This window comes from Streptomyces sp. NBC_01006, from assembly GCF_045162725.1.
Lineage (GTDB): Bacteria > Actinomycetota > Actinomycetes > Streptomycetales > Streptomycetaceae > Streptomyces.
Window position 1 is genome coordinate 5591061 of sequence record NZ_CP108700.1, and the last position, 24427, is coordinate 5615487.

Below are 24427 nucleotides of genomic sequence, written 5' to 3' on the forward strand. Positions count from 1 at the left end.
CCACCGCGCATATGACCGTGGTGCTGCCCAGAGGGCCTTCGGGTGTCGTACGTTCTCCAGTACATTCGCAGCGAGCCAGCGAAGATCTCGTCTCGCACAGTCACAAGGAGTGTCATCGGACGATGGCCGGTCCAGCGTTCCGCGCCGCCGCCGTACGGGTGCGCGTCCCCGCCAGCAGTGCCAACCTCGGCCCGGGCTTCGACGCCCTCGGCCTGGCCCTGGGGCTCTACGACGACGTCGTCGTCCGGGTGGCCGACTCCGGCCTGAACATCGACATCGCGGGCGAGGGTGCCGACACCCTCCCGCGGGACGAGAGCCACCTGCTCGTACGCTCCATGCGCACCGCCTTCGACCTGCTGGGCGGGCAGCCGCGCGGCCTGGAGGTCGTCTGCGCCAACCGCATCCCGCACGGCCGCGGCCTCGGGTCCTCGTCCGCCGCCATCTGCGCCGGCATCGTCGCCGCCCGCGCCGTGACCATAGGCGGAGAGGCCAAGCTGGACGACGCGGCCCTGCTCGAACTGGCCACCGAGATCGAGGGCCACCCCGACAACGTCGCCGCCTGTCTGCTCGGCGGATTCACCCTCGCCTGGATGGACGGCGGCAGCGCCAAGGCGATCCGTATGGAGCCCGCCGGTTCCATCGTTCCGGTGGTCTTCGTACCCTCCAAGCCCGTCCTGACGGAGACCGCGCGCGGCCTGCTGCCGCGCAACGTCCCGCACGTGGACGCGGCCGTCAACGCGGGTCGCGCGGCCCTGCTCGTCGAAGCCCTGACCAGGCGTCCCGAGTTGCTGCTGCCGGCCACAGAAGACCGGCTCCACCAGGAGTACCGGTCCCCGGCGATGCCCGAGAGCGTGGCACTCGTCAACCGGCTGCGGGCGGACGGCATCCCCGCGGTCATCTCCGGCGCGGGCCCCACGGTCCTCGCGCTGGTCGACAACGGCGCGGCCGACAAGGTCGCGCAGCTCGCGGGCGAGGGGTGGGCGGCGAACCGGCTCGCCCTCGACGCCGCGGGCGCGAGCGTCCTGCCGCTCGGAACGCAGGGCGGCTAGGCCGTAGGGGCAGACCCGCCAGGCGCGGGCGGCCAGGGCAGGCCGCCCGCGCTGTAAGCGCGATTGCCGGTGATTGAGAGGGGGAATATCTGTTGGATCCGGTAGTGTTAGTCTCAAGTGTGCAGCCGAAGCCGCCATGGCTCGGTGCTCAGTGTCCCCATCCGGGACCACCTTTCTTCCGGGAGCCTCCCCGACTGCTTTGATCGCATCCAGCAGTTTCGAGCACGCTCCGGAATCGGCGTGACATTCCCACGCTTCCAGCTCGGGGGCTTCTCGCCGGAACCACCCATGCACGTTTCTTTCCGCCGTTCCTCTTTCGGCGGACCACCGCCCCGGCCGCGGTCCATGACCCAACAGATCATGGTCCGTTGTCGGACAGCACAACCGGTCGCCGAGCCAGACAGGCCGACGTCCGCTCCAGGGAAGGACCCTTCGTGAGCGACACCACCGATCTGATGGGCGCTGCCGACACCTCTGTCGACACCAGTGCCCCCGCCGCGGGCACCGCCCCCAAGCGTCGCCGCTCCGGCACCGGCCTTGAGGGCATGGTCCTGGCCGAGCTCCAGCAGGTCGCGTCGGGCCTCGGCATCAGGGGCACCGCGCGGATGCGCAAGAGCCAGCTGATCGAGGTCATCAAGGAGGCGCAGGCGGGCAGCAGTGCCCCCAAGGCCGCGGCTCCCGCCGCCGACGCCGCCGAGGCCAAGCCGAAGCGCCGCGCCACCAGCAAGGCCCGTACGGGCGAGGCCGCCGCAGAGGCGCCCGCCGAGAAGCCTGCCGCGCAGGCGCAGATCGAGATCCCGGGCCAGCCGGCCTCCGACGACGCCCCGGCCGGCGAGCGCCGCCGCCGTCGGGCCACGGCCCCCTCCGGCAGCCCGGAGACCGCGGCCCCCGCCGCCGCCGTGCAGGTCGAGGCCAAGACCGAGACCGCCACCACCACCGCGACCGCTCCGGCCGAGGTCACGGCCGAGGCCGCCACCGCCGTCTCCGCGCCCGCCCAGGAGGGCGAGGGCCGCGGCCGGCGCGACCGCCGCGACCGCGGTGACCGTACCGAGCGCGAGGGCGGCCGGCGCGACCGCCGCGACCGCGGCGCCAAGGCCGACGACCAGGGCCAGGGCGCCCAGGGTCAGGGCCAGGGCCAGGGTCAGAGCCAGGCCGGCCAGGGTCAGGGCGGCGGCCAGGGCGGCCGCGGCGACCGTCAGGACCGCCAGCAGCAGGGCGGCCGTCAGGACCGCCAGGACCGCCAGCAGCAGGGCCGCCAGGACCGGCAGGGCCCCCAGGACAACGGCCCGCAGGACGACTTCGACGGCGAGGACGGCCGTCGCGGCCGTCGCGGCCGCTACCGCGACCGCCGTGGCCGTCGCGGTCGCGACGAGTTCGCGCCGAGCGAGCCGCAGGTCGCCGACGACGACGTCCTGATCCCCGTCGCGGGCATCCTGGACATCCTCGACAACTACGCGTTCATCCGGACCTCGGGCTACCTGCCCGGCCCCAACGACGTGTACGTCTCCCTCGCCCAGGTCCGCAAGGCGGGTCTGCGCAAGGGCGACCACACCACCGGTGCCGTGCGCCAGCCCAAGGACGGCGAGCGCCGCGAGAAGTTCAACGCCCTCGTGCGTCTGGACTCGGTCAACGGCATGGCGCCCGAATCCGGCCGCGGCCGACCGGAGTTCCAGAAGCTGACCCCGCTGTACCCCCAGGACCGGCTCCGTCTGGAGACCGACCCGGGCGTGCTGACGACCCGCATCATCGACCTCGTGTCGCCGATCGGCAAGGGCCAGCGAGGCCTGATCGTGGCCCCGCCGAAGACCGGCAAGACCATGATCATGCAGGCGATCGCCAACGCGATCACCGTCAACAACCCCGAGTGCCACCTGATGGTCGTCCTGGTCGACGAGCGTCCGGAAGAGGTCACCGACATGCAGCGGTCGGTCAAGGGCGAGGTCATCTCCTCGACCTTCGACCGCCCGGCCGAGGACCACACCACCGTCGCCGAGCTGGCCATCGAGCGGGCCAAGCGTCTCGTCGAGCTGGGTCACGACGTGGTCGTCCTGCTGGACTCCATCACCCGTCTGGGCCGCGCGTACAACCTCGCCGCCCCCGCCTCCGGCCGCATCCTGTCCGGTGGTGTCGACTCGACCGCGCTGTACCCGCCGAAGCGCTTCTTCGGTGCCGCGCGCAACATCGAGGACGGCGGCTCGCTGACCATCCTGGCCACCGCGCTGGTCGACACCGGCTCGCGCATGGACGAGGTGATCTTCGAGGAGTTCAAGGGCACCGGCAACATGGAGCTCAAGCTCGACCGGAAGCTCGCCGACAAGCGCATCTTCCCGGCCGTCGACGTCGACCCGTCGGGCACCCGCAAGGAGGAGATCCTCCTCAACAGCGAGGAGCTCGCCATCGTCTGGAAGCTGCGCCGGGTGCTGCACGCGCTCGACTCGCAGCAGGCCATCGAGCTGCTGCTCGACAAGATGAAGCAGACGAAGTCGAACGCCGAGTTCCTGATGCAGATCGCCAAGACGACCCCGTCGGGCAAGAACGACGACTGATCCGTAGATCCGTCGCCGTACACCGCATCGCAGGACCGCCCCCACCGCAGCCGCGGCGGGGGCGGTCCTGCGTTGTGCGCGGGTGCGAGCTTCGACACACCCGCTGTTCGCGTGAACCTTCCCGCCGCGCGGTACGTCCCTCCCAAGAACCGCAGGTGGGCGGGGGTGTGCCCGAGGGTGGACGGGCCGTTCGTCCCGTCCCGGCCGCCGTAGTGCCCCCGCAGGAGGTGCCTTCCGGCCGTGGAACCCTGGACGGCATTCGTCCGTCTGTGTCAGAGGGAACGTACTCAGGACTGAGGAGAGCATGAGCGAGGACAGCAGGGGCGGCGGCGGGCGTGCCGCGGGCCGGCGCCGACGGAAACCGCCGAAGCGCCGCGGGGCCCTGGTCATCGCCGCATGGAGCGCCGCGGGCGTGGTCCTGCTGGGCGGGGCGGGTCTCGGCTGGTTCTACTTCCACCTGAACGGGAACCTCAAGACGGTCGACATCGACCAGGCGCTCGGCACCGACCGCCCGCAGAACGTGGACAACGGCTCGATGGACATCCTCGTCCTCGGCTCCGACTCCCGCGGCGGCGCCAATTCCGAGTACGGGCACGACGACGGCGGCTCGGCCCGCTCCGACACGGCGATGATCGTCCACCTCTACGAGGGCCACAAGAAGGCCACCGTCGTCTCCATACCGCGCGACACCATGGTCAACCGGCCGGCCTGCACGCTGAGCAACGGCAAGACCGACCGCGGCAGCTCGCGCTCCCAGTTCAACGAGTCGTTCACCATCGGCGGGGCCGCCTGCGCGGTCAAGACCGTCGAGAAGATGTCGGGGATCCGCATGGACCACTACATCGAGGTCGACTTCACGGGTTTCAAGAAGATCATCGACAACCTCGGGGGCGTCGAGCTCACGACCACCAAGCCGATCAAGGACGGATCGAGCCACCTCGACCTCCCGGCCGGTGCCAACAAGCTCAACGGCGAGCAGGCCCTGGGCCTCGTACGGACCCGCAAGAGCGTCGGCGACGGCTCCGACCTGGGCCGAATACAGCTCCAGCAGGCGTTCATGAAGGCCCTGATCAAGCAGGTCAAGGGCATCGGCGTCTTCGACAACCCCAAGCGACTGCTCGACCTCGCCGACACCGGCACCAAGGCGCTCACCACCGACAAGTCGCTCGGCGACGTGAAGTCGCTGATGGGCTTCGCCCAGAGCCTCCAGGGCATCGACGCCCAGGACATGAAGATGATCACCCTGCCCGTGGGTCCTGACCCCCGCGACAGCGACCGGGTCGTCCCGCTGACCAAGGAGTCCAAGATGGTCTGGGACGCCCTGCTCGCCGAGCAGCCGGTCCCCGCCGAGGCCACCGCGAACTCCATGGGCGACAAGGGCACCGCGGGCCAGATCGTGCAGTAAACCGCAAAACGCCTGGTCACACGCTTCCCGCAGGGGAGCGGAATAGATACCCGACCCCCCTCGTTGAGGGAGGCGTCCTCAGAATTTTGACAGGCAGCCCGGTCCTGGCAGACTGGTCTGTCGGCCCCGGTTCACGCAGTGCGCAATTCGGCTCCTGCGACCCGGCGCCCTCCCGAATCTAGGAGACACCTTGAAGCGCGATGTTCACCCCGAGTACGTCGAGACCCAGGTCAGCTGCACCTGTGGCGCGTCGTTCACCACCCGTAGCACCCTGACCGATGGCACCATCCGTGCCGAGGTCTGCTCCGAGTGCCACCCGTTCTACACGGGCAAGCAGAAGATCCTCGACACCGGTGGCCGTGTCGCCCGCTTCGAGGCCCGCTTCGGCAAGGCTGCCGGCTCGAAGTAGCGAGCCCCCGGCGCCGGACCCCGGCTGCACCCTGTCCACACGGGGGCAGCCGGACCGGCGCCTTTGTCGTCCCGCAGCCCTTTTTCGTACTTTTCACTTCAGGAGCCCCCGATGTTCGAGGCGGTCGAGGAACTGGTCGGCGAGCACGCCGATCTTGAGAAGAAGCTCGCCGACCCTTCGGTCCACTCGGATCAGGCCAACGCGCGCAAGCTCAACAAGCGCTACGCGGAGCTGACCCCGATCGTCGCGACCTTCCGTGCCTGGAAGCAGTCCGCCGAGGACATCGAGACGGCGAAGGAGTTCGCGGCCGACGACCCGGACTTCGTGGCCGAGGTGAAGGAGCTCACCGCGCACCGCGAGGAGCTCACCGAGAAGCTGCGCCTGCTGCTGGTCCCGCGCGACCCCAGCGACGACAAGGACGTGCTCCTTGAGGTCAAGGCGGGCGCGGGCGGCGACGAGTCGGCCCTGTTCGCAGGCGACCTGCTGCGCATGTACCTGCGCTACGCCGAGCGCGTGGGCTGGAAGACCGAGATCATCGACGCCACCGAGTCCGAGCTCGGCGGCTACAAGGACGTCCAGGTCTCCGTCCGCACCAAGGGCGGCAACGGCGCCACCGAGCCCGGCCAGGGCGTGTGGGCCCGCCTGAAGTACGAGGGCGGCGTGCACCGCGTCCAGCGCGTTCCGGCCACCGAGTCCCAGGGCCGCATCCACACCTCCGCCGCCGGCGTGCTCGTCACCCCGGAGGCCGAGGAGGTCGAGGTCGAGATCAACCAGAACGACCTCCGCATCGACGTGTACCGCTCGTCGGGCCCCGGCGGCCAGTCCGTCAACACCACCGACTCGGCCGTGCGCATCACGCACATCCCGACCGGTGTGGTCGCCTCCTGCCAGAACGAGAAGAGCCAGCTCCAGAACAAGGAGCAGGCGATGCGCATCCTCCGGTCGCGCCTGCTGGCCGCGGCCCAGGAGGCCGCCGAGCAGGAGGCCTCCGACGTGCGCCGCAGCCAGGTGCGCTCCGTGGACCGCTCCGAGAAGATCCGTACGTACAACTTCCCGGAAAACCGGATCTCGGACCACCGGACCGGCTTCAAGGCGTACAACTTGGACCAGGTGCTCGACGGCGACCTCGATCCGATGATCCAGGCCTGCGTCGACGCGGACTCGGCCGCCAAGCTGGCGTCCGCGCACTGATCCGCGCCTGACCGCACCACCCCGCACGGCCCAGCACCACCCCGCTCGACCTGCTTCACCGTGTACGCCCCGCACCACCCCCGTACGACAGCAGCCCGGAGGACCAGCGTGAACTTGCTGCTTGCCGAGGTGGCCCAGGCCACCCAGCGGCTGGCCGCCGCCGGCGTGCCCTCACCGCGCTTCGACGCGGAGGAGCTCGCGGCCTTCGTGCACGGCGTCAAGCGGGGGGAACTGCACCACGTCAAGGACGCGGACTTCGACGCCCGCTACTGGGAGGCCGTCGCCCGCCGCGAGGCGCGCGAGCCGCTCCAGCACATCACCGGCCGCGCCTTCTTCCGCTACCTGGAGCTCCAGGTCGGGCCCGGGGTCTTCGTGCCCCGGCCCGAGACCGAGTCGGTCGTGGACTGGGCCATACACGCCGTCCGGGCGATGGACGTCGTCGAGCCGCTGATCGTGGACCTGTGCACCGGCTCCGGCGCCATCGCGCTGGCCATGGCCCAGGAGGTGCCGCGCTCGCGCGTGCACGCGGTCGAGCTGTCCGAGGACGCCCTGCGGTGGACCCGCAAGAACGCCGAGGGATCCCGGGTCACCGTCCACCAGGGTGACGCGCTGAGCGCCCTGCCCGAGCTGGACGGCCAGGTCGACCTGGTGATCTCGAACCCGCCGTACATCCCGCTCACCGAGTGGGAGTACGTGGCCCCCGAGGCCCGGGACCACGACCCGGAGATGGCCCTGTTCTCCGGCGAGGACGGCCTCGACACCATCCGCGGCATCGAGCGCACCGCGCACCGGCTGCTGCGGCCCGGCGGCATCGTCGTCATCGAGCACGCCGACACCCAGGGCGGCCAGGTTCCGTGGATCTTCGCCGAGGAGCGGGGCTGGGCCGACGCCGCCGACCACCCCGACCTGAACAACCGCCCGCGCTTCGCCACCGCCCGCAAGGCCATGCCGTGACGCTTGCGACCCACCCCTCCACCCCCCTGCTGCACGAGGAGTCCCGCTGATGGCCCGGCGATACGACTGCAACGACGCGACGGACCGCAAGACGGGTCTGCGTGAAGCCGCATCCGCCGTGCGCCGCGGCGAGCTTGTCGTGCTGCCCACCGACACCCTCTACGGGATCGGCGCGGACGCCTTCAGCGCGGAGGCGGTCGGCGACCTGCTCGCGGCCAAGGGGCGCGGCCGCAACATGCCGACCCCCGTGCTCATCGGCTCCCCGAACACCCTGCACGGGCTCGTCACGGACTTCTCCGAGCAGGCCTGGGAGCTCGTCGACGCCTTCTGGCCGGGCGCGCTGACCCTCGTAGCCAAGCACCAGCCCTCGCTGGCCTGGGACTTGGGGGAGACCCGCGGGACCGTGGCCGTACGGATGCCCCTGCACCCCGTCGCGATCGAGCTGCTGACCGAGGTCGGTCCGATGGCCGTGTCCTCGGCGAACCTGACCGGGCACCCGGCGCCGGAGGACTGCGACGCGGCGCGCGAGATGCTGGGCGATTCCGTGTCCGTGTACCTGGACGGCGGTCCGACCCCGGGGATTCAGCCGTCGTCGATCGTCGACGTCACCGGGAAGGTTCCCGTCCTGCTGCGCGAGGGGGCGCTGACCGCCGAGCAGCTGCGGGAGGTCGTACCCGACCTCGAGGTGGCCCCGTGAGCCCTGAGGGGCGTGGCATAGCAAGCGGGCACACCTCCGGCGGCAGCCACGGCTGGGGGGACCCCCACCCGGCGGGTGCCGGCGGGGACACGTTCCGCATCCTCCACGTCAGCACCGGCAACGTGTGCCGCTCGCCGATCACCGAGCGGCTGACCCGGCATGCGCTGGCGCACCGGCTGGGCGGCATCCCGGTCGGCGACCTGATCGTGGAGAGCGCGGGGACGTGGGGCCACGAGGGGGCCCCGATGGAGGCCAATGCGGCGGCCGTGCTCGCGGACTTCGGGGCGGACGCGTCCGGGTTCACCGGGCGGGAGCTGCTGGACGAGCACGTCATACGGGCGGACCTGGTGCTGACCGCCACGCGGGACCACCGGGCGCAGGTCATCTCGATGGGGCATTCGGCGGGGCTGCGGACGTTCACGCTGAAGGAGTTCACGCGGCTGGTGCGCGCCATAGACCCGGCCACGCTGCCGCCGCTGGACGACGGGGTCGCGGAGCGGGCTCGGGCGCTGGTGCGGGCCGCGGCCGCGCTTCGGGGGTGGCTGCTGGCGCCGTCGCCCGACGCGGACGAGGTGTACGACCCGTACGGGGCGCCGATCACCTTCTTCCGCTCGATCGGCGACGAGATCAACCAGGCGCTGGACCCGGTGGTCACGGCCCTGACGGGCGTCACCGCTTCCCGCTGACGGTGGTACTGATTGCGGTGGGGTGAAATCGGGCGAAGCGGGTCGCGGCGACCTAGAGTGGGCGTATCCGGGATCGCCACTGGGAGTCGCGCCATGAGCGTCATCACCCCGCCCTCCGACCTGCTGCGGCAGCAGGATCCGCAGATGGCCGACGTGCTCGCGGGGGAGGCGCAGCGGCAGGCCGTCTCGCTCCAGCTGAGCGCCGCCGAGAACTTCACCTCGCCCGCCGTACTGGCGGCACTCGGCTCGGCGCTCGCCAACAAGTACGCCGAGGGCTATCCGGGCCACCGCTACCACGGCGGCTGCGAGTACGCCGACCTCGCCGAAGGGCTGGCCGTCGAGCGGGCCCGGGCGCTGTTCGGGGTGGAGCACGCCAACGTGCAGCCGCATTCCGGTTCCGCCGCCGTGCTGGCCGCGTACGCCGCGCTGCTGCGCCCCGGGGACACCGTCCTCGCGATGGGGCTCGCGTACGGCGGCCACCTCACCCACGGTTCGCCCGCCAACTTCTCCGGCCGCTGGTTCGACTTCGTCGGGTACGGGGTCGACGCCGAGACCGGCCTGATCGACTACCAGCAGGTGCAGGGCCTCGCCCGGATGCACCGGCCCAAGGCCATCGTCTGCGGCTCGATCTCCTATCCGCGCCACCCCGAGTACTCCGTGTTCCGGGAGATCGCCGACGAGGTCGGGGCGTACCTCATCGCGGACGCCGCCCACCCGATCGGGCTCGTCGCCGGCGGTGCCGCGCCCAGCCCCGTCCCGTACGCCGACATCGTCTGCGCGACGACGCACAAGGTGCTGCGCGGCCCGCGCGGCGGGATGGTCCTGTGCGGGGCCGAGTTCGCCGAGCGGATCGACCGGGCGGTCTTCCCCTTCACCCAGGGCGGCGCCCAGATGCACACCATCGCCGCCAAGGCCGTGGCCTTCGGCGAGGCCGCGGCCCCGGCGTTCACCACGTACGCCCATCGGGTGGTGGCCAACGCGCGGGTGCTGGCCGATGAGCTCGCGGCCCACGGGTTCGCGGTGACGACGGGCGGCACCGACACCCACCTGATCAGCGCCGACCCGGCGCCGCTCGGCGTGGACGGCCCGACCGCGCGCGGCCGCCTCGCCGCCGCCGGGATCGTGCTGGACACCTGCGCGCTCCCGTACGGGGACCAGCGCGGGATCCGGCTCGGTACGGCGGCCGTCACCACCCAGGGCATGCGGGAGCCCGAGATGGCCCGGATCGCCGCGCTGTTTGCCGCCGCACTGCGCGGGGAAGGCGCGAACACCCGCGCGGAAGTGGCCGAGCTGACGCGCGGATTTCCCCCGTACGGGGCGTAAACAGGACAAGCGGGGCGTACCGCAACCGCGATAGCGCCCCCTCGCGTCCTCGGTGAGGGGTACATCGCAGCTAATGTGTGGGGCTGAGATGGCCGGCGATACATATGGGGCAGCCCGTGCGTGAATATCTGCTGACGCTTTGCGTCACGGTCGCGGTGACCTACCTGCTCACCGGGCCCGTGCGGAAGTTCGCGATCGCGGCCGGTGCGATGCCGGAGATCCGCGCCCGCGACGTGCACCGCGAGCCCACTCCGCGGCTCGGCGGCATCGCCATGTTCGGCGGACTGTGCGCGGGGCTGCTGGTCGCGGACCACCTGCGCAACCTCAACGGCGTCTTCGAGCTGTCGAACGAGCCGCGGGCGCTGCTCTCCGGAGCCGCCCTGATCTGGCTGATCGGCGTGCTCGACGACAAGTTCGAGATCGACGCCCTGATCAAACTCGGCGCGCAGATGATCGCCGCCGGTGTGATGGTCATGCAGGGCCTGACCATGCTGTGGATCCCCGTCCCGGGCATCGGGACGGTCGCGCTGACCCAGTGGCAGGGCAACCTGCTCACCGTGGCCCTCGTCGTGATCACCATCAACGCGGTGAACTTCGTGGACGGGCTCGACGGGCTGGCCGCCGGCATGGTCTGCATCGCCGCCGCCGCGTTCTTCCTCTACTCGTACCGGATCTGGTTCGGGTACGGGATCGAGGCGGCCGCTCCCGCGACGCTCTTCGCGGCGATCCTGATGGGCATGTGCCTCGGCTTCCTGCCGCACAACATGCACCCGGCCCGGATCTTCATGGGCGATTCCGGATCGATGCTCATCGGTCTGGTGCTGGCCGCCGCCGCGATCTCGATCACCGGGCAGGTGGACCCGGACACCATGGCCCTGTTCGCCGGCGGTGAGCGCAACGCGACGCACGCGATGCTCCCGGTCTTCATTCCGCTTCTGCTCCCGCTGACGATCATCGCGATCCCGATGGCGGACCTGGTCCTGGCCATCGTGCGGCGTACGTGGAAGGGTCAGTCGCCGTTCGCGGCCGACCGCGGGCACCTGCACCACCGGCTGCTGGAGCTCGGGCATTCGCACAGCCGCGCGGTGCTGATCATGTACTTCTGGTCAGGGCTGATCGCCTTCGGTGCGGTGGCGTATTCGGTGCATTCCGCCTCGATGTGGATCGTGCTCGCCATCGTCGGTCTGAGCGCGCTGGGCCTCGTCCTGCTGCTCCTGCCGCGCTTCACCCCGCGCGCCCCGCGCTGGGCCGAGGGTCTGGTCCCGCCGCGCTACCGGCACAGCGAGCGCGCCGCGGAGGCGGCCGCGCTCGACGCCTCGGGCCGGGAGCCGGAGCCGGCCGGTCCGATCCGGGTCGGTGTCTCGGGCGTCAACGGAGCGACCGCGGTAGGCCCCCGTTCGCGCTTCCCCGACCGGCGTAAGGCCGAGTCGGCGCGCTGACGCCCGCGGTACATGTCGGACATGAACCGCCTTTACCACACACAACGGCGGCTTGTCGCGCACACACGGGCGGGTTAGCTCTCATGTGTGACAGTCAGCACACTCCGCAGGTAAAGCTCTCATCAAATAGTTTGTGATACCGTTCACTAAACCCGGCGACAGAGCCGAAGGACCGTAGTGCGACGGCCCATCGGCCCGAGGTTCGATCTCGGACCGGGCTTACGCTCGTCCCGTACGAGTTCCCGTACGAGTCCGTGCCCCCACCACCACGCGGAGCAAACCGCCATGCGGTCAGATGACGTCCGATCCCTCCTGCACGCCGCTGTACCCACGGCTGTCGCCGGCGCTCTCGCCGCCGTCATCAGTGCTGTGGTGGCAGGTGGCGAGGGAGCCCTTGGCGCCGTCATTGCCACGCTGGTCGTGATGCTGTTCATGGGCATCGGATTCATCGTTCTGCAACGAACCGCGAAATCGCTGCCGCACCTGTTCCAGGCCATGGGGCTGATGCTCTACACGGCCCAGATCCTGCTGCTCTTCGTCTTTCTCGCCGTGTTCAAGAACACGACGCTGTTCAACCCCAAGGCTTTCGCGATCACGCTCGTCGCCACCACCCTCGTGTGGATCGGCGCGCAGACGCGTGCTCACATGAAGGCCAAGATCCTCTACGTCGAACCGGACTCGACGAAGGGCGACAAGCCCGAAAATTCGGGGCCGAAGTCGTGAGGGGTAGGGCCGGAATAAGGGCGCGTTCGAGATGCTGCTATCGTCCGGTGCCAACTGCGGCATTGCGGGCGCGGGCATCTGAGCTGACGCCTGTTCCATCGCGAGGCTCGATGCCTGATCGCCGCCCCCACACCCGTAACACCAGTCCAGTGCCGAACAGCGGCTGTGCGCCGCGCCGACACAACGAGGTTGCCGTACCTATGCGCCACGCTGAAGGAGCCCGCGGTGAGTGCTGACCTGACGCAGGTGCTCGCTTTCGAGACCGACTGTCACATCTTCGACGGATGTGGCTTCCCCGGTCCGGGCCTGCACTCGTTCCTCTTCGAGCCGCTGTGGGGCGAACCCGGCCTGACCAGTGTGTACTTCAACAAGCCGATGCTGCTGGCCCTCCTGGGCTCGCTGATCATCGTCGGCTTCTTCTGGGCCGCCTTCCGCAAGCCGAAGGTCGTCCCGGGCAAGCTCCAGATGGTCGCCGAGACCGGCTACGACTTCGTGCGCCGCGGCATCGTGTACGAGACGCTGGGCAAGAAGGAGGGCGAGAAGTACGTCCCCTTCATGGTTTCGCTGTTCTTCTTCGTCTGGGTCCTGAACGTCTGGTCGATCGTCCCCCTGGCCCAGTTCCCGGTGACCGCGATCATCGCGTACCCGGCGATTCTCGCGCTGCTCGTCTACTTCATCTGGATGTCGGTGACGTTCAAGCGTCACGGCTTCGTCGGCGGACTCAAGAACCTGACCGGCTACGACAAGTCGCTCGGCGGCGTCCTGCCCCTCGTCATGGTCATCGAGTTCTTCTCGAACGTCCTGGTGCGCCCGTTCACCCACGCGGTCCGACTGTTCGCGAACATGTTCGCCGGTCACACCCTGCTGCTGCTGTTCACCATCGCCAGCTGGTACCTGCTGAACGGGATCGGGATCGCCTACGCGGGCGTCTCTTTCATCATGGTCATCGTGATGACGGCCTTCGAGCTCTTCATCCAGGCTGTCCAGGCCTACGTCTTCGTGCTGCTGGCCTGCAGCTTCATCCAGGGCGCACTCGCCGAGCAGCACTGAGTCCGGCCCTCCCCCAAACCCCCTGTCGTCCGGTGGCCAACCCCCACCGGTCCGTGAAAGAGAAGGAAGAACTGGCATGTCCCAGATCCTCGCTGCCGCCGATGGCGTCACCGGCTCCCTCAGCTCCGTTGGTTACGGTCTCGCGGCCATCGGCCCGGGTGTCGGCGTCGGCATCATCTTCGGTAACGGCACGCAGGCTCTCGCCCGTCAGCCCGAGGCTGCCGGTCTGATCCGCGCCAACCAGATCCTCGGCTTCGCCTTCTGTGAGGCGCTCGCCCTCATCGGTCTGGTCATGCCGTTCGTCTACAGCTGACGAACCGCGACCACTAGTCCGATTAGACGAAAGGCACTGATGTGAACCTCCTGGTTCTCGCGGCAGAGACGGAAAACCCGCTCTTCCCGCCGATCCCCGAGCTCGTCATCGGTCTGATCGCCTTCGTCATCGTCTTCGGTGTCCTCGCGAAGAAGCTCCTCCCGAACATCAACAAGGTTCTGGACGAGCGTCGCGAGCAGATCGAGGGCGGTATCGAGAAGGCTGAGGCCGCTCAGACCGAGGCCCAGAGCGTGCTGGAGCAGTACAAGGCCCAGCTCGCCGAAGCCCGGCACGAGGCCGCGCGCCTGCGCCAGGAAGCGCTGGAGCAGGGCACTGCGCTCAAGGAAGAACTGCGCGCAGAGGGCCAGCGGCAGCGTGAGGAGATCATCGCTGCCGGCCACGCCCAGATCGCGGCCGACCGCAAGGCCGCCTCTCAGGCGCTGCGCCAGGACGTGGGCAAGCTCGCCACCGACCTGGCCGGCAAGCTCGTCGGCGAGTCCCTCGAGGACGCCGCCCGGCAGAGCCGCACGATCGACCGCTTCCTCAGCGAGCTTGAGGAGAAGGCCGAGGCGGCCCGATGAACGGAGCGAGCCGCGAGGCGCTGGCCTCCGCGCGCGAGCGTCTCGACGCGCTGACGGACAACACGTCCGTCGACGCGACGAAGCTCGCCGGCGAGCTGGCAGCCGTCACCGCGCTGCTCGACCGTGAGGTCTCGCTGCGTCGGGTCATCACGGACCCGGCGCAGTCCGGCGAGGCCAAGGCCGAGCTGGTCGGCCGTCTGCTGTCCGGCCAGGTGGGCGGGGAAACCCTCGACCTGGTGTCCGGCATGGCGCGCTCCCGCTGGTCGCAGTCCCGCGACCTGGTGGACGCGCTGGAGGAGCTGGCGGCCACCGCCGACCTCACGGCGGCCCAGCAGACCGGTGCGCTCGACAACGTCGAGGACGAGGTGTTCCGCTTCGGCCGGATCGTCGCCTCGAGCACCGAGCTGCGTTCCGCGCTGACCGACCGCGCGGCCACCGCCTCCGCCAAGAGCCAGCTGCTGCGCAGCCTGCTCGGCGGCAAGGCGAACGCCGTCACGGAGCGCCTGGTCATCCGTCTCGTCACGCACCCGCGTGGACGTAGCCTGGAAGCGGGACTCGAGTCCCTCTCCAAGCTCGCCGCCGAGCGCCGTGACCGCATGGTCGCCACCGTGACCAGCGCGGTTCCGCTCAGCGACGTGCAGAAGCAGCGTCTCGGCGCGGTGCTGGCCAAGCTGTACGGCCGCCAGATGCACCTGAACCTCGACGTGGACCCCGAGGTCCTCGGCGGGATCTCGGTGCGGGTCGGCGACGAGGTCATCGACGGCACCATCGCGGACCGCCTTTCCGAGGCGTCCCGCCGCATGGCCGGCTGACCTCAGCCACCAATAGAACAACGCATTCCTAGCGGCCCGGTTGGGCCGTGCAGAACTTGCAGAAGATTCCTGGGGGTCGCCCCCAGACCCCTAAGAAGCTTCAGGCCCAACAAGGAGAGCAGGGAACCCAGATGGCGGAGCTCACGATCCGGCCGGAGGAGATCCGGGACGCACTGGAGAACTTTGTCCAGTCGTACCAGCCGGACGCGGCCTCGCGCGAGGAGGTCGGAACGGTCAGCGTTGCCGGCGACGGCATCGCGAAGGTGGAGGGCCTGCCCTCCGCCATGGCGAACGAGCTGCTGAAGTTCGAGGACGGCACCCTCGGTCTCGCCCTCAACCTCGAGGAGCGCGAGATCGGTGCGGTCGTCCTCGGCGAGTTCAGCGGTATCGAGGAGGGCCAGCCGGTGCAGCGCACCGGTGAGGTTCTCTCCGTAGGCGTCGGCGAGGGCTACCTCGGCCGCGTCGTCGACCCGCTCGGCAACCCGATCGACGGTCTCGGCGAGATCGCGACCGAAGGCCGTCGCGCCCTCGAGCTGCAGGCCCCGGGCGTCATGGTCCGTAAGTCGGTGCACGAGCCGATGCAGACCGGCTACAAGGCCATCGACGCGATGGTGCCGGTCGGCCGTGGCCAGCGTCAGCTGATCATCGGTGACCGTCAGACCGGCAAGACCGCTCTGGCCGTCGACACGATCATCAACCAGCGCGACAACTGGCGCTCGGGTGACGTGAACAAGCAGGTCCGCTGCATCTACGTCGCGATCGGCCAGAAGGGCTCGACCATCGCGTCCGTTCGCGGCGCCCTGGAAGACGCCGGCGCGCTCGAGTACACGACGATCGTCGCCGCCCCGGCGTCCGACCCGGCCGGCTTCAAGTACCTGGCGCCGTACACCGGTTCCGCCATCGGCCAGCACTGGATGTACGCCGGCAAGCACGTCCTGATCATCTTCGACGACCTGTCGAAGCAGGCCGACGCCTACCGTGCCGTGTCGCTGCTGCTGCGCCGCCCGCCGGGCCGTGAGGCCTACCCGGGTGACGTCTTCTACCTGCACTCCCGTCTGCTGGAGCGCTGCGCGAAGCTCTCCGACGACATGGGTGCCGGTTCGATGACCGGTCTGCCGATCGTCGAGACCAAGGCGAACGACGTGTCGGCGTTCATCCCGACCAACGTAATCTCCATCACCGACGGCCAGTGCTTCCTGGAGTCCGACCTGTTCAACGCGGGCCAGCGCCCGGCGCTGAACGTCGGTATCTCGGTCTCCCGCGTCGGTGGCTCCGCCCAGCACAAGGCCATGAAGCAGGTTTCCGGCCGTCTGCGCCTGGACCTCGCCCAGTACCGTGAGCTGGAGGCGTTCGCCGCCTTCGGTTCCGACCTGGACGCCGCGTCGAAGGCTTCGCTGGAGCGCGGCAAGCGTCTGGTCGAGCTGCTGAAGCAGGGCCAGTACCAGCCGATGCCCGTCGAGGAGCAGGTCGTCTCCGTCTGGGCCGGTACCACCGGCAAGATGGACGACGTTCCGGTCGGCGACATCCGTCGCTTCGAGTCGGAGCTGCTGGAGCACCTGCGCCGCGAGCGCAAGGACCTCCTCACCTCCATCGCGGACGGCGGCAAGATGTCGGACGACACCCTGTCCTCCATCGCGGACGCCATCGCCGGCTTCAAGCAGCAGTTCGAGACCTCGGACGGCAAGCTCCTGGGCGAGGACGCGCCGGCCGTCAACGTCTCCAAGTGACGACGGAAGGGACCTGACTCATGGGAGCGCAGCTCCGGGTCTACAAGCGTCGCATCCGTGCCGTCACGGCGACCAAGAAGATCACCAAGGCGATGGAGATGATCGCCGCCTCGCGCATCGTCAAGGCGCAGCGCAAGGTGGCGGCATCGATGCCGTACGCGACCGAGCTCACCCGTGCGGTGACCGCGGTGGCGACCGGTTCGAACACCAAGCACGCCCTGACGACCGAGGTCGAGACGCCGACCCGTGCCGCGATTCTGCTCATCACGAGCGACCGCGGTCTGGCCGGCGGCTACTCCTCCAACGCCATCAAGCAGGCGGAGCGGCTCACCGAGCGGCTGCGCGGCGAGGGCAAGGAGGTCGACACGTACATCGTCGGCCGTAAGGGTCTGGCCTACTACGGCTTCCGCGAGCGCAAGGTCGCGGATTCGTGGACCGGCTTCACCGACAGCCCGGCCTACGCCGACGCCAAGCGCGTCGCGGGACCGCTGATCGAGGCCATCCAGACGGAAACGGCCGAGGGCGGCGTCGACGAGCTGCACATCGTCTACACGGAATTCGTGTCGATGATGACGCAGAACGCGGTCGACGGCCGGATGCTGCCGCTCAGCCTCGACCAGGCTCCGGAAGAGGACGGTGCGAAGGGCGAGATCCTTCCGCTGTTCGACTTCGAGCCGTCGGCGGAGGACGTCCTCGACGCCCTTCTGCCGCGCTACGTCGAGAGCCGCATCTACAACGCACTGCTGCAGTCGGCCGCTTCCGAGCACGCCGCCCGCCGCCGCGCGATGAAGTCGGCGACCGACAACGCCGGGGATCTCATCAAGAGCCTCTCCCGGCTTGCCAACGCGGCCCGCCAGGCCGAAATCACCCAGGAAATCAGCGAGATCGTCGGTGGCGCGAGCGCCATGGCTGACGCGACCGCGGGGAGTGACAAGTAATGACGACCACTGTTGAGACGGCCGCCGCCACGGGCCGCGTCGCCCGGGTCATCGGCCCGGTCGTCGACGTGGAGTTCCCCGTCGACGCCATGCCCGAGATCTACAACGCCCTCAAGGTCCAGGTCGCAGACCCGGCCGAGGACGGCAAGCTCAAGACCCTGACCCTCGAGGTCGCGCAGCACCTGGGTGACGGCCTCGTCCGTACCATCTCGATGCAGCCGACCGACGGTCTGGTCCGCCAGGCCGCGGTCACCGACACGGGCGCGGGCATCACCGTCCCCGTCGGTGACTTCACCAAGGGCAAGGTCTTCAACACCCTGGGTGAGGTGCTCAACTACCCCGAGGCGAACGCCGAGGTCACCGAGCGCTGGCCCATCCACCGCAAGGCGCCCCGCTTCGACGAGCTTGAGTCGAAGACCGAGATGTTCGAGACCGGCGTCAAGGTCATCGACCTTCTCACCCCGTACGTCAAGGGTGGAAAGATCGGTCTGTTCGGTGGTGCCGGTGTCGGCAAGACCGTTCTGATCCAGGAAATGATCTACCGCGTCGCCAACAACCACGACGGTGTGTCGGTCTTCGCGGGCGTCGGTGAGCGTACCCGTGAGGGCAACGACCTCATCGAGGAAATGGCCGACTCGGGCGTCATCGACAAGACGGCGCTCGTCTTCGGCCAGATGGACGAGCCCCCGGGCACGCGTCTTCGCGTCGCGCTCGCCGGTCTGACCATGGCGGAGTACTTCCGCGATGTGCAGAAGCAGGACGTGCTCTTCTTCATCGACAACATCTTCCGTTACACCCAGGCCGGTTCGGAGGTGTCGACCCTTCTGGGCCGCATGCCGTCCGCCGTGGGTTACCAGCCGAACCTGGCTGACGAGATGGGTCTGCTGCAGGAGCGCATCACCTCGACCCGCGGTCACTCGATCACCTCGATGCAGGCGATCTACGTCCCCGCGGACGACCTGACCGACCCGGCGCCGGCCACCACCTTCGCCCACCTCGACGCGACGACGGTTCTCTCCCGTCCGATCTCCGAGAAGGGCATCTACCCGGCCGTGGACCCGCTGGACTCGACGTCCCGCATCCTCGACCCGCGGTACATCGCGGCGGACCACTACGCCACGGCGATGCGCGTCAAGGGGATCCTCCAGAAGTACAAGGACCTCCAGGACATCATCGCGATCCTCGGTATCGACGAGCTGGGCGAGGAGGACAAGCTCGTTGTCCACCGTGCCCGTCGCGTCGAGCGCTTCCTGTCGCAGAACACCCACGTGGCGAAGCAGTTCACCGGCGTGGACGGTTCGGACGTTCCGCTCGACGAGTCGATCACCGCGTTCAACGCGATCTGCGACGGTGACTACGACCACTTCCCCGAGCAGGCGTTCTTCCTGTGCGGTGGCATCGAGGACCTGAAGGCCAACGCCAAGGAGCTGGGCGTCTCCTGATCCGGCGCGCTCCTCGCGGAGCGCTTCCGGTTCGCAGGTTTCGCGGAGAGGGGCGGGTGTGTCCCGTCCCTCTCCCCACGCCCATTAGAATTTGACCCAACACCCGGCTGACCCGCCGGGTGGTGACCCGAGGAGCCACCTTGGCTGCTGAGCTGCACGTCGAGCTGGTCGCGGCGGACCGCAATGTCTGGTCCGGCGAGGCCACCCTTGTTGTCGCCCGCACCACGTCCGGCGACATCGGCGTCATGCCCGGTCACCAGCCGCTTCTCGGTGTGCTGGAATCGGGCCCGGTGACCATCCGTACCAGCGAGGGCAACACTGTCGTCGCAGCGGTGCACGGCGGTTTCATCTCGTTCGCGGACAACAAGCTGTCCCTGCTGGCCGAGATCGCCGAGCTCGCTGACGAGATTGACGTCCAGCGGGCGGAGCGGGCACTGGAGCGCGCGAAGTCGGAGGCCGATGCGGCCGCCGAGCGTCGCGCCGATGTCCGGCTGCGCGCGGTCACGGGGCACTGAGCCCCGTACCGAACAGGTTTGAGACCTCAGCCGCGGTCCGGTCTGGAATTTTCCAGACCGGGTCGCGGCTGAGGCGATGCAGGTCGTTTTTCGTTTGAGGTATTCGATGAGCGAGGAGGTCGGTGAAGATGCTCCTCGCTCTGCTTGTGAGCGGCCTGGTCGTAGCCCTGGTGGTGATCGGGCTGTTTGTCTTCGGGCTGCGCCGCAGACTGATCCAGCGATCCGGTGGCACGTTCGACTGCAGCCTGCGCTGGGGAGTGTCCGAGGAACCCGACATCTCCGGCAAGGGCTGGGTGTACGGGGTCGCTCGCTACAGCGGTGACCGCATCGAGTGGTTCCGCGTCTTCTCGTACTCTCCGCGGCCGCGCCGGCTGCTGGAGCGCTCCTCCATCGAGGTCGTCGCCCGCCGCGCCCCCGAGGGCGAGGAGGAGCTGGCACTGCTGTCCGACGCCGTCGTGCTCGGCTGTCTCCACCGTGGGACCCGCCTGGAGCTGGCGATGAGCGAGGACGCGCTGACGGGTTTCCTGGCCTGGCTGGAGGCGGCGCCTCCCGGCCAGAGGGTGAACGTGGCCTGAGGGTCGGCGGGGCTGGATTGTCGCCGCCGGACGGAGTCCGGCGCAGTGGCGCGAAGCCGGGGAGGCCCCCAGGGGCCGAGCCGTGCGAGTGGCGCGTCAAGAAGGAGAAGCCGGGGAGACGGGGGCGGACCCGTCTCCCCGGCTTCGTCCGTGTTACTGGAGTCCGGCGTGGATCGCGCCCGCGAGCTCGCCGTTCGCCGTGTCGCCGCTGAACTCCCAGAAGAAGGCGCCCTTGAGGCCCTGCTGCTTGGTCCAGTTCATCTTCCCGGCGATGGTGGCGGGGGTGTCGTAGCTCCACCAGTTGCTGCCGCACTTGGCGTAGGCCGTGCCGGCGACGGTGCCGGTCGCCGGGCAGCTGCCCTTGAGCACCTTGTAGTCCTCGATGCCCTGCTCGTACGTGCCCGTGGCGGGCCCGGTCGCGGTGCCGCCGGGGGCGTCCTGGGTGACGCCGGTCCAGCCGCGGCCGTAGAAGCCGATGCCGAGGTTCAGCTTCGAGCCGGCGATGCCCTTGCCCTTGAGCTTGGTGATCGCGGCCTCGGAGTTGAAGCCGGCGATCGGGATGCCGGCGTACGAGGTGAGCGGGGAGTGCGGGGCGGTCGGGCCCTTGGCGTCCCACGCGCCGAAGAAGTCGTACGTCATGACGTTGTAGAAGTCGACGTACTGGGAGGCGCCCGCGTAGTCCGCGAGGTCGAGCTTGCCGCCGTTGGAGCCGTCGGCGGAGATCGCGGCGGTCACCTGGTTGCTGCTGCCGAACTTGGTGCGCAGCGCGGACAGGACGTTCTTCAGTGAGGCGGCGCCGCTGGTGTCGCAGGACAGGCCGCAGGCGTTCGGGTACTCCCAGTCGATGTCGATGCCGTCGAAGACGTCCGCCCAGCGCGGGTCCTCGACCAGGCTGTAGCAGGAGTCGGCGAAGGCGGCCGGGTTGGCCGCGGCCTGGCCGAAGCCGCCGGACCAGGTCCAGCCGCCGAAGGACCACAGCACCTTGATGTTCGGGTACTTCGCCTTGAGCTTGCGCAGCTGGTTGAAGTTGCCGCGCAGCGGCTGGTCCCAGGTGTCGGCGACCCCGTCGACGCTCTGGTCGGCGGTGTAGGCCTTGTCGTAGTCGGCGTAGGAGTCACCGATGGTGCACTTGCCGCCCTGGACGTTGCCGAACGCGTAGTTGATGTGGGTGATCTTCGCGGCGGAGCCGGAGGTGACCAGGTTCTTCACGTGGTAGTTGCGCCCGTAGACGCCCCATTCGGTGAAGTAGCCGAGCTTGACCTTGCCGCCCGGGTCCGGGGGAGTGGTGCCGCCGCCGGTCGTGGTGACCGAGACGGAGCCGGAGGCCGGGCCCGTCTGGTCGGCGGTGTCGCGGGCGATGATGCTGTACGTGTACGTCGTGCCCTTCGTCAGGCCGGAGTCGTCGTAGCTCGTACCGGTGACGGTCGCCACCTTGGCGGCGCCGCGGTAGACGTCGTAGTTCTTGACGCCCTTGTCGTCGGTGGCCGCGGCCCAGCCGATGGTCAGCGAGGTGTCGGTGACCCCGCTCGCGGTGGGGGTGCCGGGGGCCGACGGCGGGCTGTCGGTGGGGGTCGATCCGCCGTCGCAGGAGCCGCCGTTGACCTTGCAGCCGCTGGGGGCGCCGGAACCGGCGCCGTTGAAGCCGAAGCTGATCGTGGCACCGGGGGCGAGGGTGCCGTTCCAGCCCACGTTCTTGCCGGTCCAGTGGGTGCCGGAGCTGGTGACGGTGGCGTCCCAGGCGGAGGTGACCGTCGTGCCTGAGGGGTAGTCCCACTCCACGGTCCAGCTGGTGAGGGTGGTGGTGCCGGTGTTCTTCACCGTCCACTTGCCCTCGAAGCCGGTGCCCCAGTCGGAGACCTTGGTGTACGTGGCCGTCGCGGAGGCGGCGGCCTGGGCGGGGCCGGCCAGGGCCACGAGTCCGGTGATGGGCAGGGCGAAGGCGGCCACGGTCGCGGCGAGCCTTCGCAGCAGTCGCATGCGGGGTGGGGGTGCCGTGCCTGTTGCGCTTGCTGTGCTCAAGGGTGCTCCTCCGTAGGTCCGTCGCGGTCGTGGGGCCGACCGGGACTGGGGATGGGACCTGCGCCGCCCGTGAGCACGCTTGTCATGGCACGCTCACCACAGTTGCCGCGAGCGTAGAAAGGTCTGGACCAACCGTCAAGAGGTCCAGACCTTCGCTCCGGTGGGCCTCTAGAGGCCCAACTCCTGGGCCAGCACGGCCGCCTGGACCCGGCTGCGCAGCTCCAGCTTCCCCAGCAGCCTGCTGACGTGCGTCTTCACCGTCGCCTCCGCCATCACCAGCCGCAGCGCGATCTCCGCGTTCGAGAGCCCCTCGCCCAGAGCGCCGAGCACCTCCCGCTCCCGCCGCGTCAGCGAGGCCACCGCCGCGGCCGTCTCCGGCGACACCGGGGCCTTCACGGGCCGCGGAGCGGAGAACTCGGCGATCAGCCGCCGGGTCACCGCCGGGGCGATCAGGCCCTCCCCGCGCGCGACCGTCCGTACCGCCTCGATCAGCTCCGCCGCGTCCGCGTTCTTCAGCAGGAAGCCCGCCGCCCCCGCACGCAGGGCGCCGAACACGTACTCGTCCAGGTCGAAGGTGGTGAGGACCAGGACGTCCGCCAGCCCCTCCCCGACCACCTGGCGGGTCGCCGACACCCCGTCGAGCCGCGGCATCTGCACGTCCATGAGGACGAGGTCCGGCCGCAGCTCCCGCGCCAGGCGCACCGCCTCCTCCCCGTCCGCCGCCTCGCCCACGACCTCGACGTCCCCCGCGCTGCGCAGGATCAGCACCAGCCCGGCCCGTACGGCACTCTGGTCCTCGGCCACCACCACCCGGATGTTCATCCGGTCACCGCCTTCTCTTCCGCGGGCAGCTCCGCCCGCACCAGCCACACCGATCCCGTACGGCCCGCCGCGAACTCGCCGCCCAGCAGCTCCGTCCGCTCCCTCATGCCGATCAGCCCGGCCCCCGAACCGGGGGCGCGGGGGCCCGGCCGGTCCCCGTACGGGGACTCCACCCGTACGGTCAGCAGCCCGTCCGCGCGCGCCACGCCGACCCGGACCGTGCCCGGGGCGGCGTGCTTGAGGGTGTTCGTCAGCGACTCCTGGACGATCCGGTACGCCGCCAGCTCCACGGGGGCCGGCAGCTGCTCTCCGGGCGGCCGGTCGTCGAGCAGTACGAAGTCCAGCCCGCTCGCGGCGCCGTTGACACGGGCCTGCTCCAGCAGGGCGTCGAGCCCGCCGAGGGAGGGCGTGGCGACCGCCTCCTGCTCGGCGCCCGCCTCCCGCAGCAGCCCGATCAGGCGGCGCATCTCGGCCAGCCCCTGCACGCTGTTCTCCCGGATCACCCCGAGGGCCTCCCGGCTCGTCCCGGGGGAGTCGATGGACAGTGCGGCCGTGGAGTGGATGGCGATGGCGGAGAGGTGGTTGGCCACCATGTCGTGCAGCTCGCGGGCCATCCGGGCGCGCTCGGCGACGACGGCCTGGCTGCGGTCCATTTCGGCCAGCAGCGCGGTCTGCTCGGCGCGCAGCCGGGCGGCCTCGGCGGCCTCGCGGTGGTTGCGCAGGGTGGCGCCGGTCACGGCCGGGCCGAAGCAGACGATGCCGGTGATCACGCCGATCATCAGGGACTGCGGGGTGCGCAGCCAGGCCACGGCGGCGATGGTGACGGTGATGGTGGTCAGTCCGGTGGACACCGGGAGCCGCCGGGCCATGGCGGGTTTGCCGTAGACGACGGCCGCGTACATCAGGTCCGTGAAGATCAGGACCGTGGCGAGATTGCCCACGGTGAACTGGTCGGCGACCACGCCGATCGTGCCGACGGCCAGGGTGGTGTTGGGCGCGGTGCGGCGCAGCAGCTCCATCGGGCCGAGCACGAGGAGCGGGACGAGGGCGGCCCACGGGGGGAAGAAGTGCCGGTTGCTCGTGCTGTAGATGCCGAGCGACCAGAGCAGCAGGCCCGCGAGCACGCTGAACACCGCGAGGAGGACGTCGTCGCGGTGGGGGCGGAAGGTCCTGGCGGGCGTCGCAGGGGCGATGGTCGGGGTCACGGTCCC

Annotated in this window: 23 protein-coding genes; 20 read left to right on the plus strand and 3 right to left on the minus strand. The window is 69.8% G+C overall.

Annotated elements, in window-relative coordinates; all coding sequences use genetic code 11:
* The first annotated feature begins 122 nt into the window (after window positions 1-122).
* The 20 genes from thrB to OG509_RS25870 all read left to right on the plus strand — a co-directional run bounded on the left by thrB (window position 123) and on the right by OG509_RS25870 (window position 20375).
* On the plus strand, window positions 123-1049 hold the full coding sequence (gene thrB, locus OG509_RS25775; RefSeq protein WP_406184888.1) for a homoserine kinase: 927 nt from the start codon (window positions 123-125) through the stop codon (window positions 1047-1049).
* Window positions 1050-1483: 434 nt separating this feature from the next.
* Window positions 1484-3595, plus strand: coding sequence for a transcription termination factor Rho (gene rho, locus OG509_RS25780; RefSeq protein WP_406184889.1), 2112 nt, complete (start codon window positions 1484-1486; stop codon window positions 3593-3595).
* A 304-nt stretch (window positions 3596-3899) separates the two neighbouring features.
* Window positions 3900-5000 carry an LCP family protein gene (locus OG509_RS25785; protein ID WP_406184890.1) on the plus strand — a complete coding sequence of 367 codons (1101 nt, stop codon included), beginning with the start codon at window positions 3900-3902 and terminating at the stop codon, window positions 4998-5000.
* A gap of 190 nt (window positions 5001-5190) precedes the next feature.
* Entirely contained in the window at window positions 5191-5409 is a 219-nt protein-coding gene (rpmE, locus tag OG509_RS25790) for a 50S ribosomal protein L31 (protein WP_136215107.1), read from the plus strand.
* A 111-nt stretch (window positions 5410-5520) separates the two neighbouring features.
* Window positions 5521-6600 (plus strand): peptide chain release factor 1, encoded by a 1080-nt coding sequence (gene prfA, locus OG509_RS25795; RefSeq protein ID WP_406184891.1) that lies wholly within the window; start codon window positions 5521-5523, stop codon window positions 6598-6600.
* Window positions 6601-6708: 108 nt separating this feature from the next.
* Entirely contained in the window at window positions 6709-7554 is an 846-nt protein-coding gene (prmC, locus tag OG509_RS25800) for a peptide chain release factor N(5)-glutamine methyltransferase (protein ID WP_030153768.1), read from the plus strand.
* A 49-nt stretch (window positions 7555-7603) separates the two neighbouring features.
* Window positions 7604-8251, plus strand: a complete 648-nt coding sequence (locus OG509_RS25805) for an L-threonylcarbamoyladenylate synthase (protein ID WP_030153769.1) — start codon at window positions 7604-7606, stop codon at window positions 8249-8251.
* Window positions 8248-8937 carry a low molecular weight phosphatase family protein gene (locus OG509_RS25810; protein WP_030153770.1) on the plus strand — a complete coding sequence of 230 codons (690 nt, stop codon included), beginning with the start codon at window positions 8248-8250 and terminating at the stop codon, window positions 8935-8937. The genes OG509_RS25805 and OG509_RS25810 overlap by 4 nt, the downstream gene beginning before the upstream one ends.
* A gap of 93 nt (window positions 8938-9030) precedes the next feature.
* Window positions 9031-10260 carry a serine hydroxymethyltransferase gene (gene glyA / locus OG509_RS25815; protein WP_406184893.1) on the plus strand — a complete coding sequence of 410 codons (1230 nt, stop codon included), beginning with the start codon at window positions 9031-9033 and terminating at the stop codon, window positions 10258-10260.
* A gap of 104 nt (window positions 10261-10364) precedes the next feature.
* A complete protein-coding gene (locus OG509_RS25820; protein WP_406184894.1) occupies window positions 10365-11699 on the plus strand; it encodes an MraY family glycosyltransferase in 1335 nt (444 codons plus the stop codon).
* 285 nt (window positions 11700-11984) lie between these two features.
* Window positions 11985-12422: a hypothetical protein gene (locus OG509_RS25825; RefSeq protein WP_266625414.1), complete on the plus strand. Its 438-nt coding sequence runs from the start codon at window positions 11985-11987 to the stop codon at window positions 12420-12422.
* A 210-nt stretch (window positions 12423-12632) separates the two neighbouring features.
* The gene (gene atpB, locus OG509_RS25830) at window positions 12633-13472 is read left to right on the plus strand and encodes a F0F1 ATP synthase subunit A (protein ID WP_327364516.1); all 840 of its coding nucleotides are present in this window, start codon (window positions 12633-12635) and stop codon (window positions 13470-13472) included.
* Window positions 13473-13548: 76 nt separating this feature from the next.
* Window positions 13549-13785 (plus strand): ATP synthase subunit C, encoded by a 237-nt coding sequence (locus tag OG509_RS25835; RefSeq protein WP_030153776.1) that lies wholly within the window; start codon window positions 13549-13551, stop codon window positions 13783-13785.
* A 41-nt stretch (window positions 13786-13826) separates the two neighbouring features.
* On the plus strand, window positions 13827-14366 hold the full coding sequence (locus OG509_RS25840) for a F0F1 ATP synthase subunit B (RefSeq protein ID WP_385584326.1): 540 nt from the start codon (window positions 13827-13829) through the stop codon (window positions 14364-14366).
* Window positions 14363-15178, plus strand: a complete 816-nt coding sequence (locus OG509_RS25845) for a F0F1 ATP synthase subunit delta (protein WP_266625408.1) — start codon at window positions 14363-14365, stop codon at window positions 15176-15178. The genes OG509_RS25840 and OG509_RS25845 overlap by 4 nt, the downstream gene beginning before the upstream one ends.
* A gap of 131 nt (window positions 15179-15309) precedes the next feature.
* Window positions 15310-16905, plus strand: coding sequence for a F0F1 ATP synthase subunit alpha (gene atpA, locus OG509_RS25850; protein WP_327361627.1), 1596 nt, complete (start codon window positions 15310-15312; stop codon window positions 16903-16905).
* 20 nt (window positions 16906-16925) lie between these two features.
* The gene (locus tag OG509_RS25855; RefSeq protein ID WP_385584331.1) at window positions 16926-17843 is read left to right on the plus strand and encodes a F0F1 ATP synthase subunit gamma; all 918 of its coding nucleotides are present in this window, start codon (window positions 16926-16928) and stop codon (window positions 17841-17843) included.
* Window positions 17843-19285 (plus strand): F0F1 ATP synthase subunit beta, encoded by a 1443-nt coding sequence (gene atpD / locus OG509_RS25860; RefSeq protein WP_387284671.1) that lies wholly within the window; start codon window positions 17843-17845, stop codon window positions 19283-19285. Before OG509_RS25855 ends, atpD begins: the two co-directional genes overlap by 1 nt.
* Window positions 19286-19425: 140 nt before the next feature.
* On the plus strand, window positions 19426-19800 hold the full coding sequence (locus OG509_RS25865) for a F0F1 ATP synthase subunit epsilon (protein WP_008738187.1): 375 nt from the start codon (window positions 19426-19428) through the stop codon (window positions 19798-19800).
* A 128-nt stretch (window positions 19801-19928) separates the two neighbouring features.
* Window positions 19929-20375 (plus strand): DUF2550 domain-containing protein, encoded by a 447-nt coding sequence (locus OG509_RS25870; protein ID WP_030153784.1) that lies wholly within the window; start codon window positions 19929-19931, stop codon window positions 20373-20375.
* A gap of 153 nt (window positions 20376-20528) precedes the next feature.
* Here OG509_RS25870 and OG509_RS25875 read toward each other — a convergent pair whose 3' ends face one another.
* The 3 genes from OG509_RS25875 to OG509_RS25885 form a co-directional block, all read right to left on the minus strand.
* Window positions 20529-22352 (minus strand): glycosyl hydrolase family 18 protein, encoded by a 1824-nt coding sequence (locus OG509_RS25875; protein WP_406184896.1) that lies wholly within the window; start codon window positions 22350-22352, stop codon window positions 20529-20531.
* A 210-nt stretch (window positions 22353-22562) separates the two neighbouring features.
* Window positions 22563-23216 carry a response regulator gene (locus OG509_RS25880; RefSeq protein ID WP_406184897.1) on the minus strand — a complete coding sequence of 218 codons (654 nt, stop codon included), beginning with the start codon at window positions 23214-23216 and terminating at the stop codon, window positions 22563-22565.
* Window positions 23213-24421 carry a sensor histidine kinase gene (locus OG509_RS25885; protein WP_406184899.1) on the minus strand — a complete coding sequence of 403 codons (1209 nt, stop codon included), beginning with the start codon at window positions 24419-24421 and terminating at the stop codon, window positions 23213-23215. The genes OG509_RS25880 and OG509_RS25885 overlap by 4 nt, the downstream gene beginning before the upstream one ends.
* Window positions 24422-24427 lie beyond the last annotated feature (6 nt).

Excerpts from the sequence above, each read along its gene's own strand:
- thrB (WP_406184888.1), top strand. The coding sequence starts at position 123 with ATGGCCGGTCCAGCGTTCCGCGCCGCCGCCGTACGGGTGCGCGTCCCC.
- OG509_RS25785 (WP_406184890.1), top strand. The coding sequence starts at position 3,900 with ATGAGCGAGGACAGCAGGGGCGGCGGCGGGCGTGCCGCGGGCCGGCGC.
- prfA (WP_406184891.1), top strand. The coding sequence starts at position 5,521 with ATGTTCGAGGCGGTCGAGGAACTGGTCGGCGAGCACGCCGATCTTGAG.
- OG509_RS25805 (WP_030153769.1), top strand. The coding sequence starts at position 7,604 with ATGGCCCGGCGATACGACTGCAACGACGCGACGGACCGCAAGACGGGT.
- glyA (WP_406184893.1), top strand. The coding sequence starts at position 9,031 with ATGAGCGTCATCACCCCGCCCTCCGACCTGCTGCGGCAGCAGGATCCG.
- OG509_RS25820 (WP_406184894.1), top strand. The coding sequence starts at position 10,365 with ATGGGGCAGCCCGTGCGTGAATATCTGCTGACGCTTTGCGTCACGGTC.
- OG509_RS25825 (WP_266625414.1), top strand. The coding sequence starts at position 11,985 with ATGCGGTCAGATGACGTCCGATCCCTCCTGCACGCCGCTGTACCCACG.
- OG509_RS25835 (WP_030153776.1), top strand. The coding sequence starts at position 13,549 with ATGTCCCAGATCCTCGCTGCCGCCGATGGCGTCACCGGCTCCCTCAGC.
- OG509_RS25845 (WP_266625408.1), top strand. The coding sequence starts at position 14,363 with ATGAACGGAGCGAGCCGCGAGGCGCTGGCCTCCGCGCGCGAGCGTCTC.
- atpA (WP_327361627.1), top strand. The coding sequence starts at position 15,310 with ATGGCGGAGCTCACGATCCGGCCGGAGGAGATCCGGGACGCACTGGAG.
- OG509_RS25855 (WP_385584331.1), top strand. The coding sequence starts at position 16,926 with ATGGGAGCGCAGCTCCGGGTCTACAAGCGTCGCATCCGTGCCGTCACG.
- atpD (WP_387284671.1), top strand. The coding sequence starts at position 17,843 with ATGACGACCACTGTTGAGACGGCCGCCGCCACGGGCCGCGTCGCCCGG.
- OG509_RS25870 (WP_030153784.1), top strand. The coding sequence starts at position 19,929 with ATGCTCCTCGCTCTGCTTGTGAGCGGCCTGGTCGTAGCCCTGGTGGTG.
- OG509_RS25875 (WP_406184896.1), bottom strand. The coding sequence starts at position 22,352 with ATGCGACTGCTGCGAAGGCTCGCCGCGACCGTGGCCGCCTTCGCCCTG.
- OG509_RS25880 (WP_406184897.1), bottom strand. The coding sequence starts at position 23,216 with ATGAACATCCGGGTGGTGGTGGCCGAGGACCAGAGTGCCGTACGGGCC.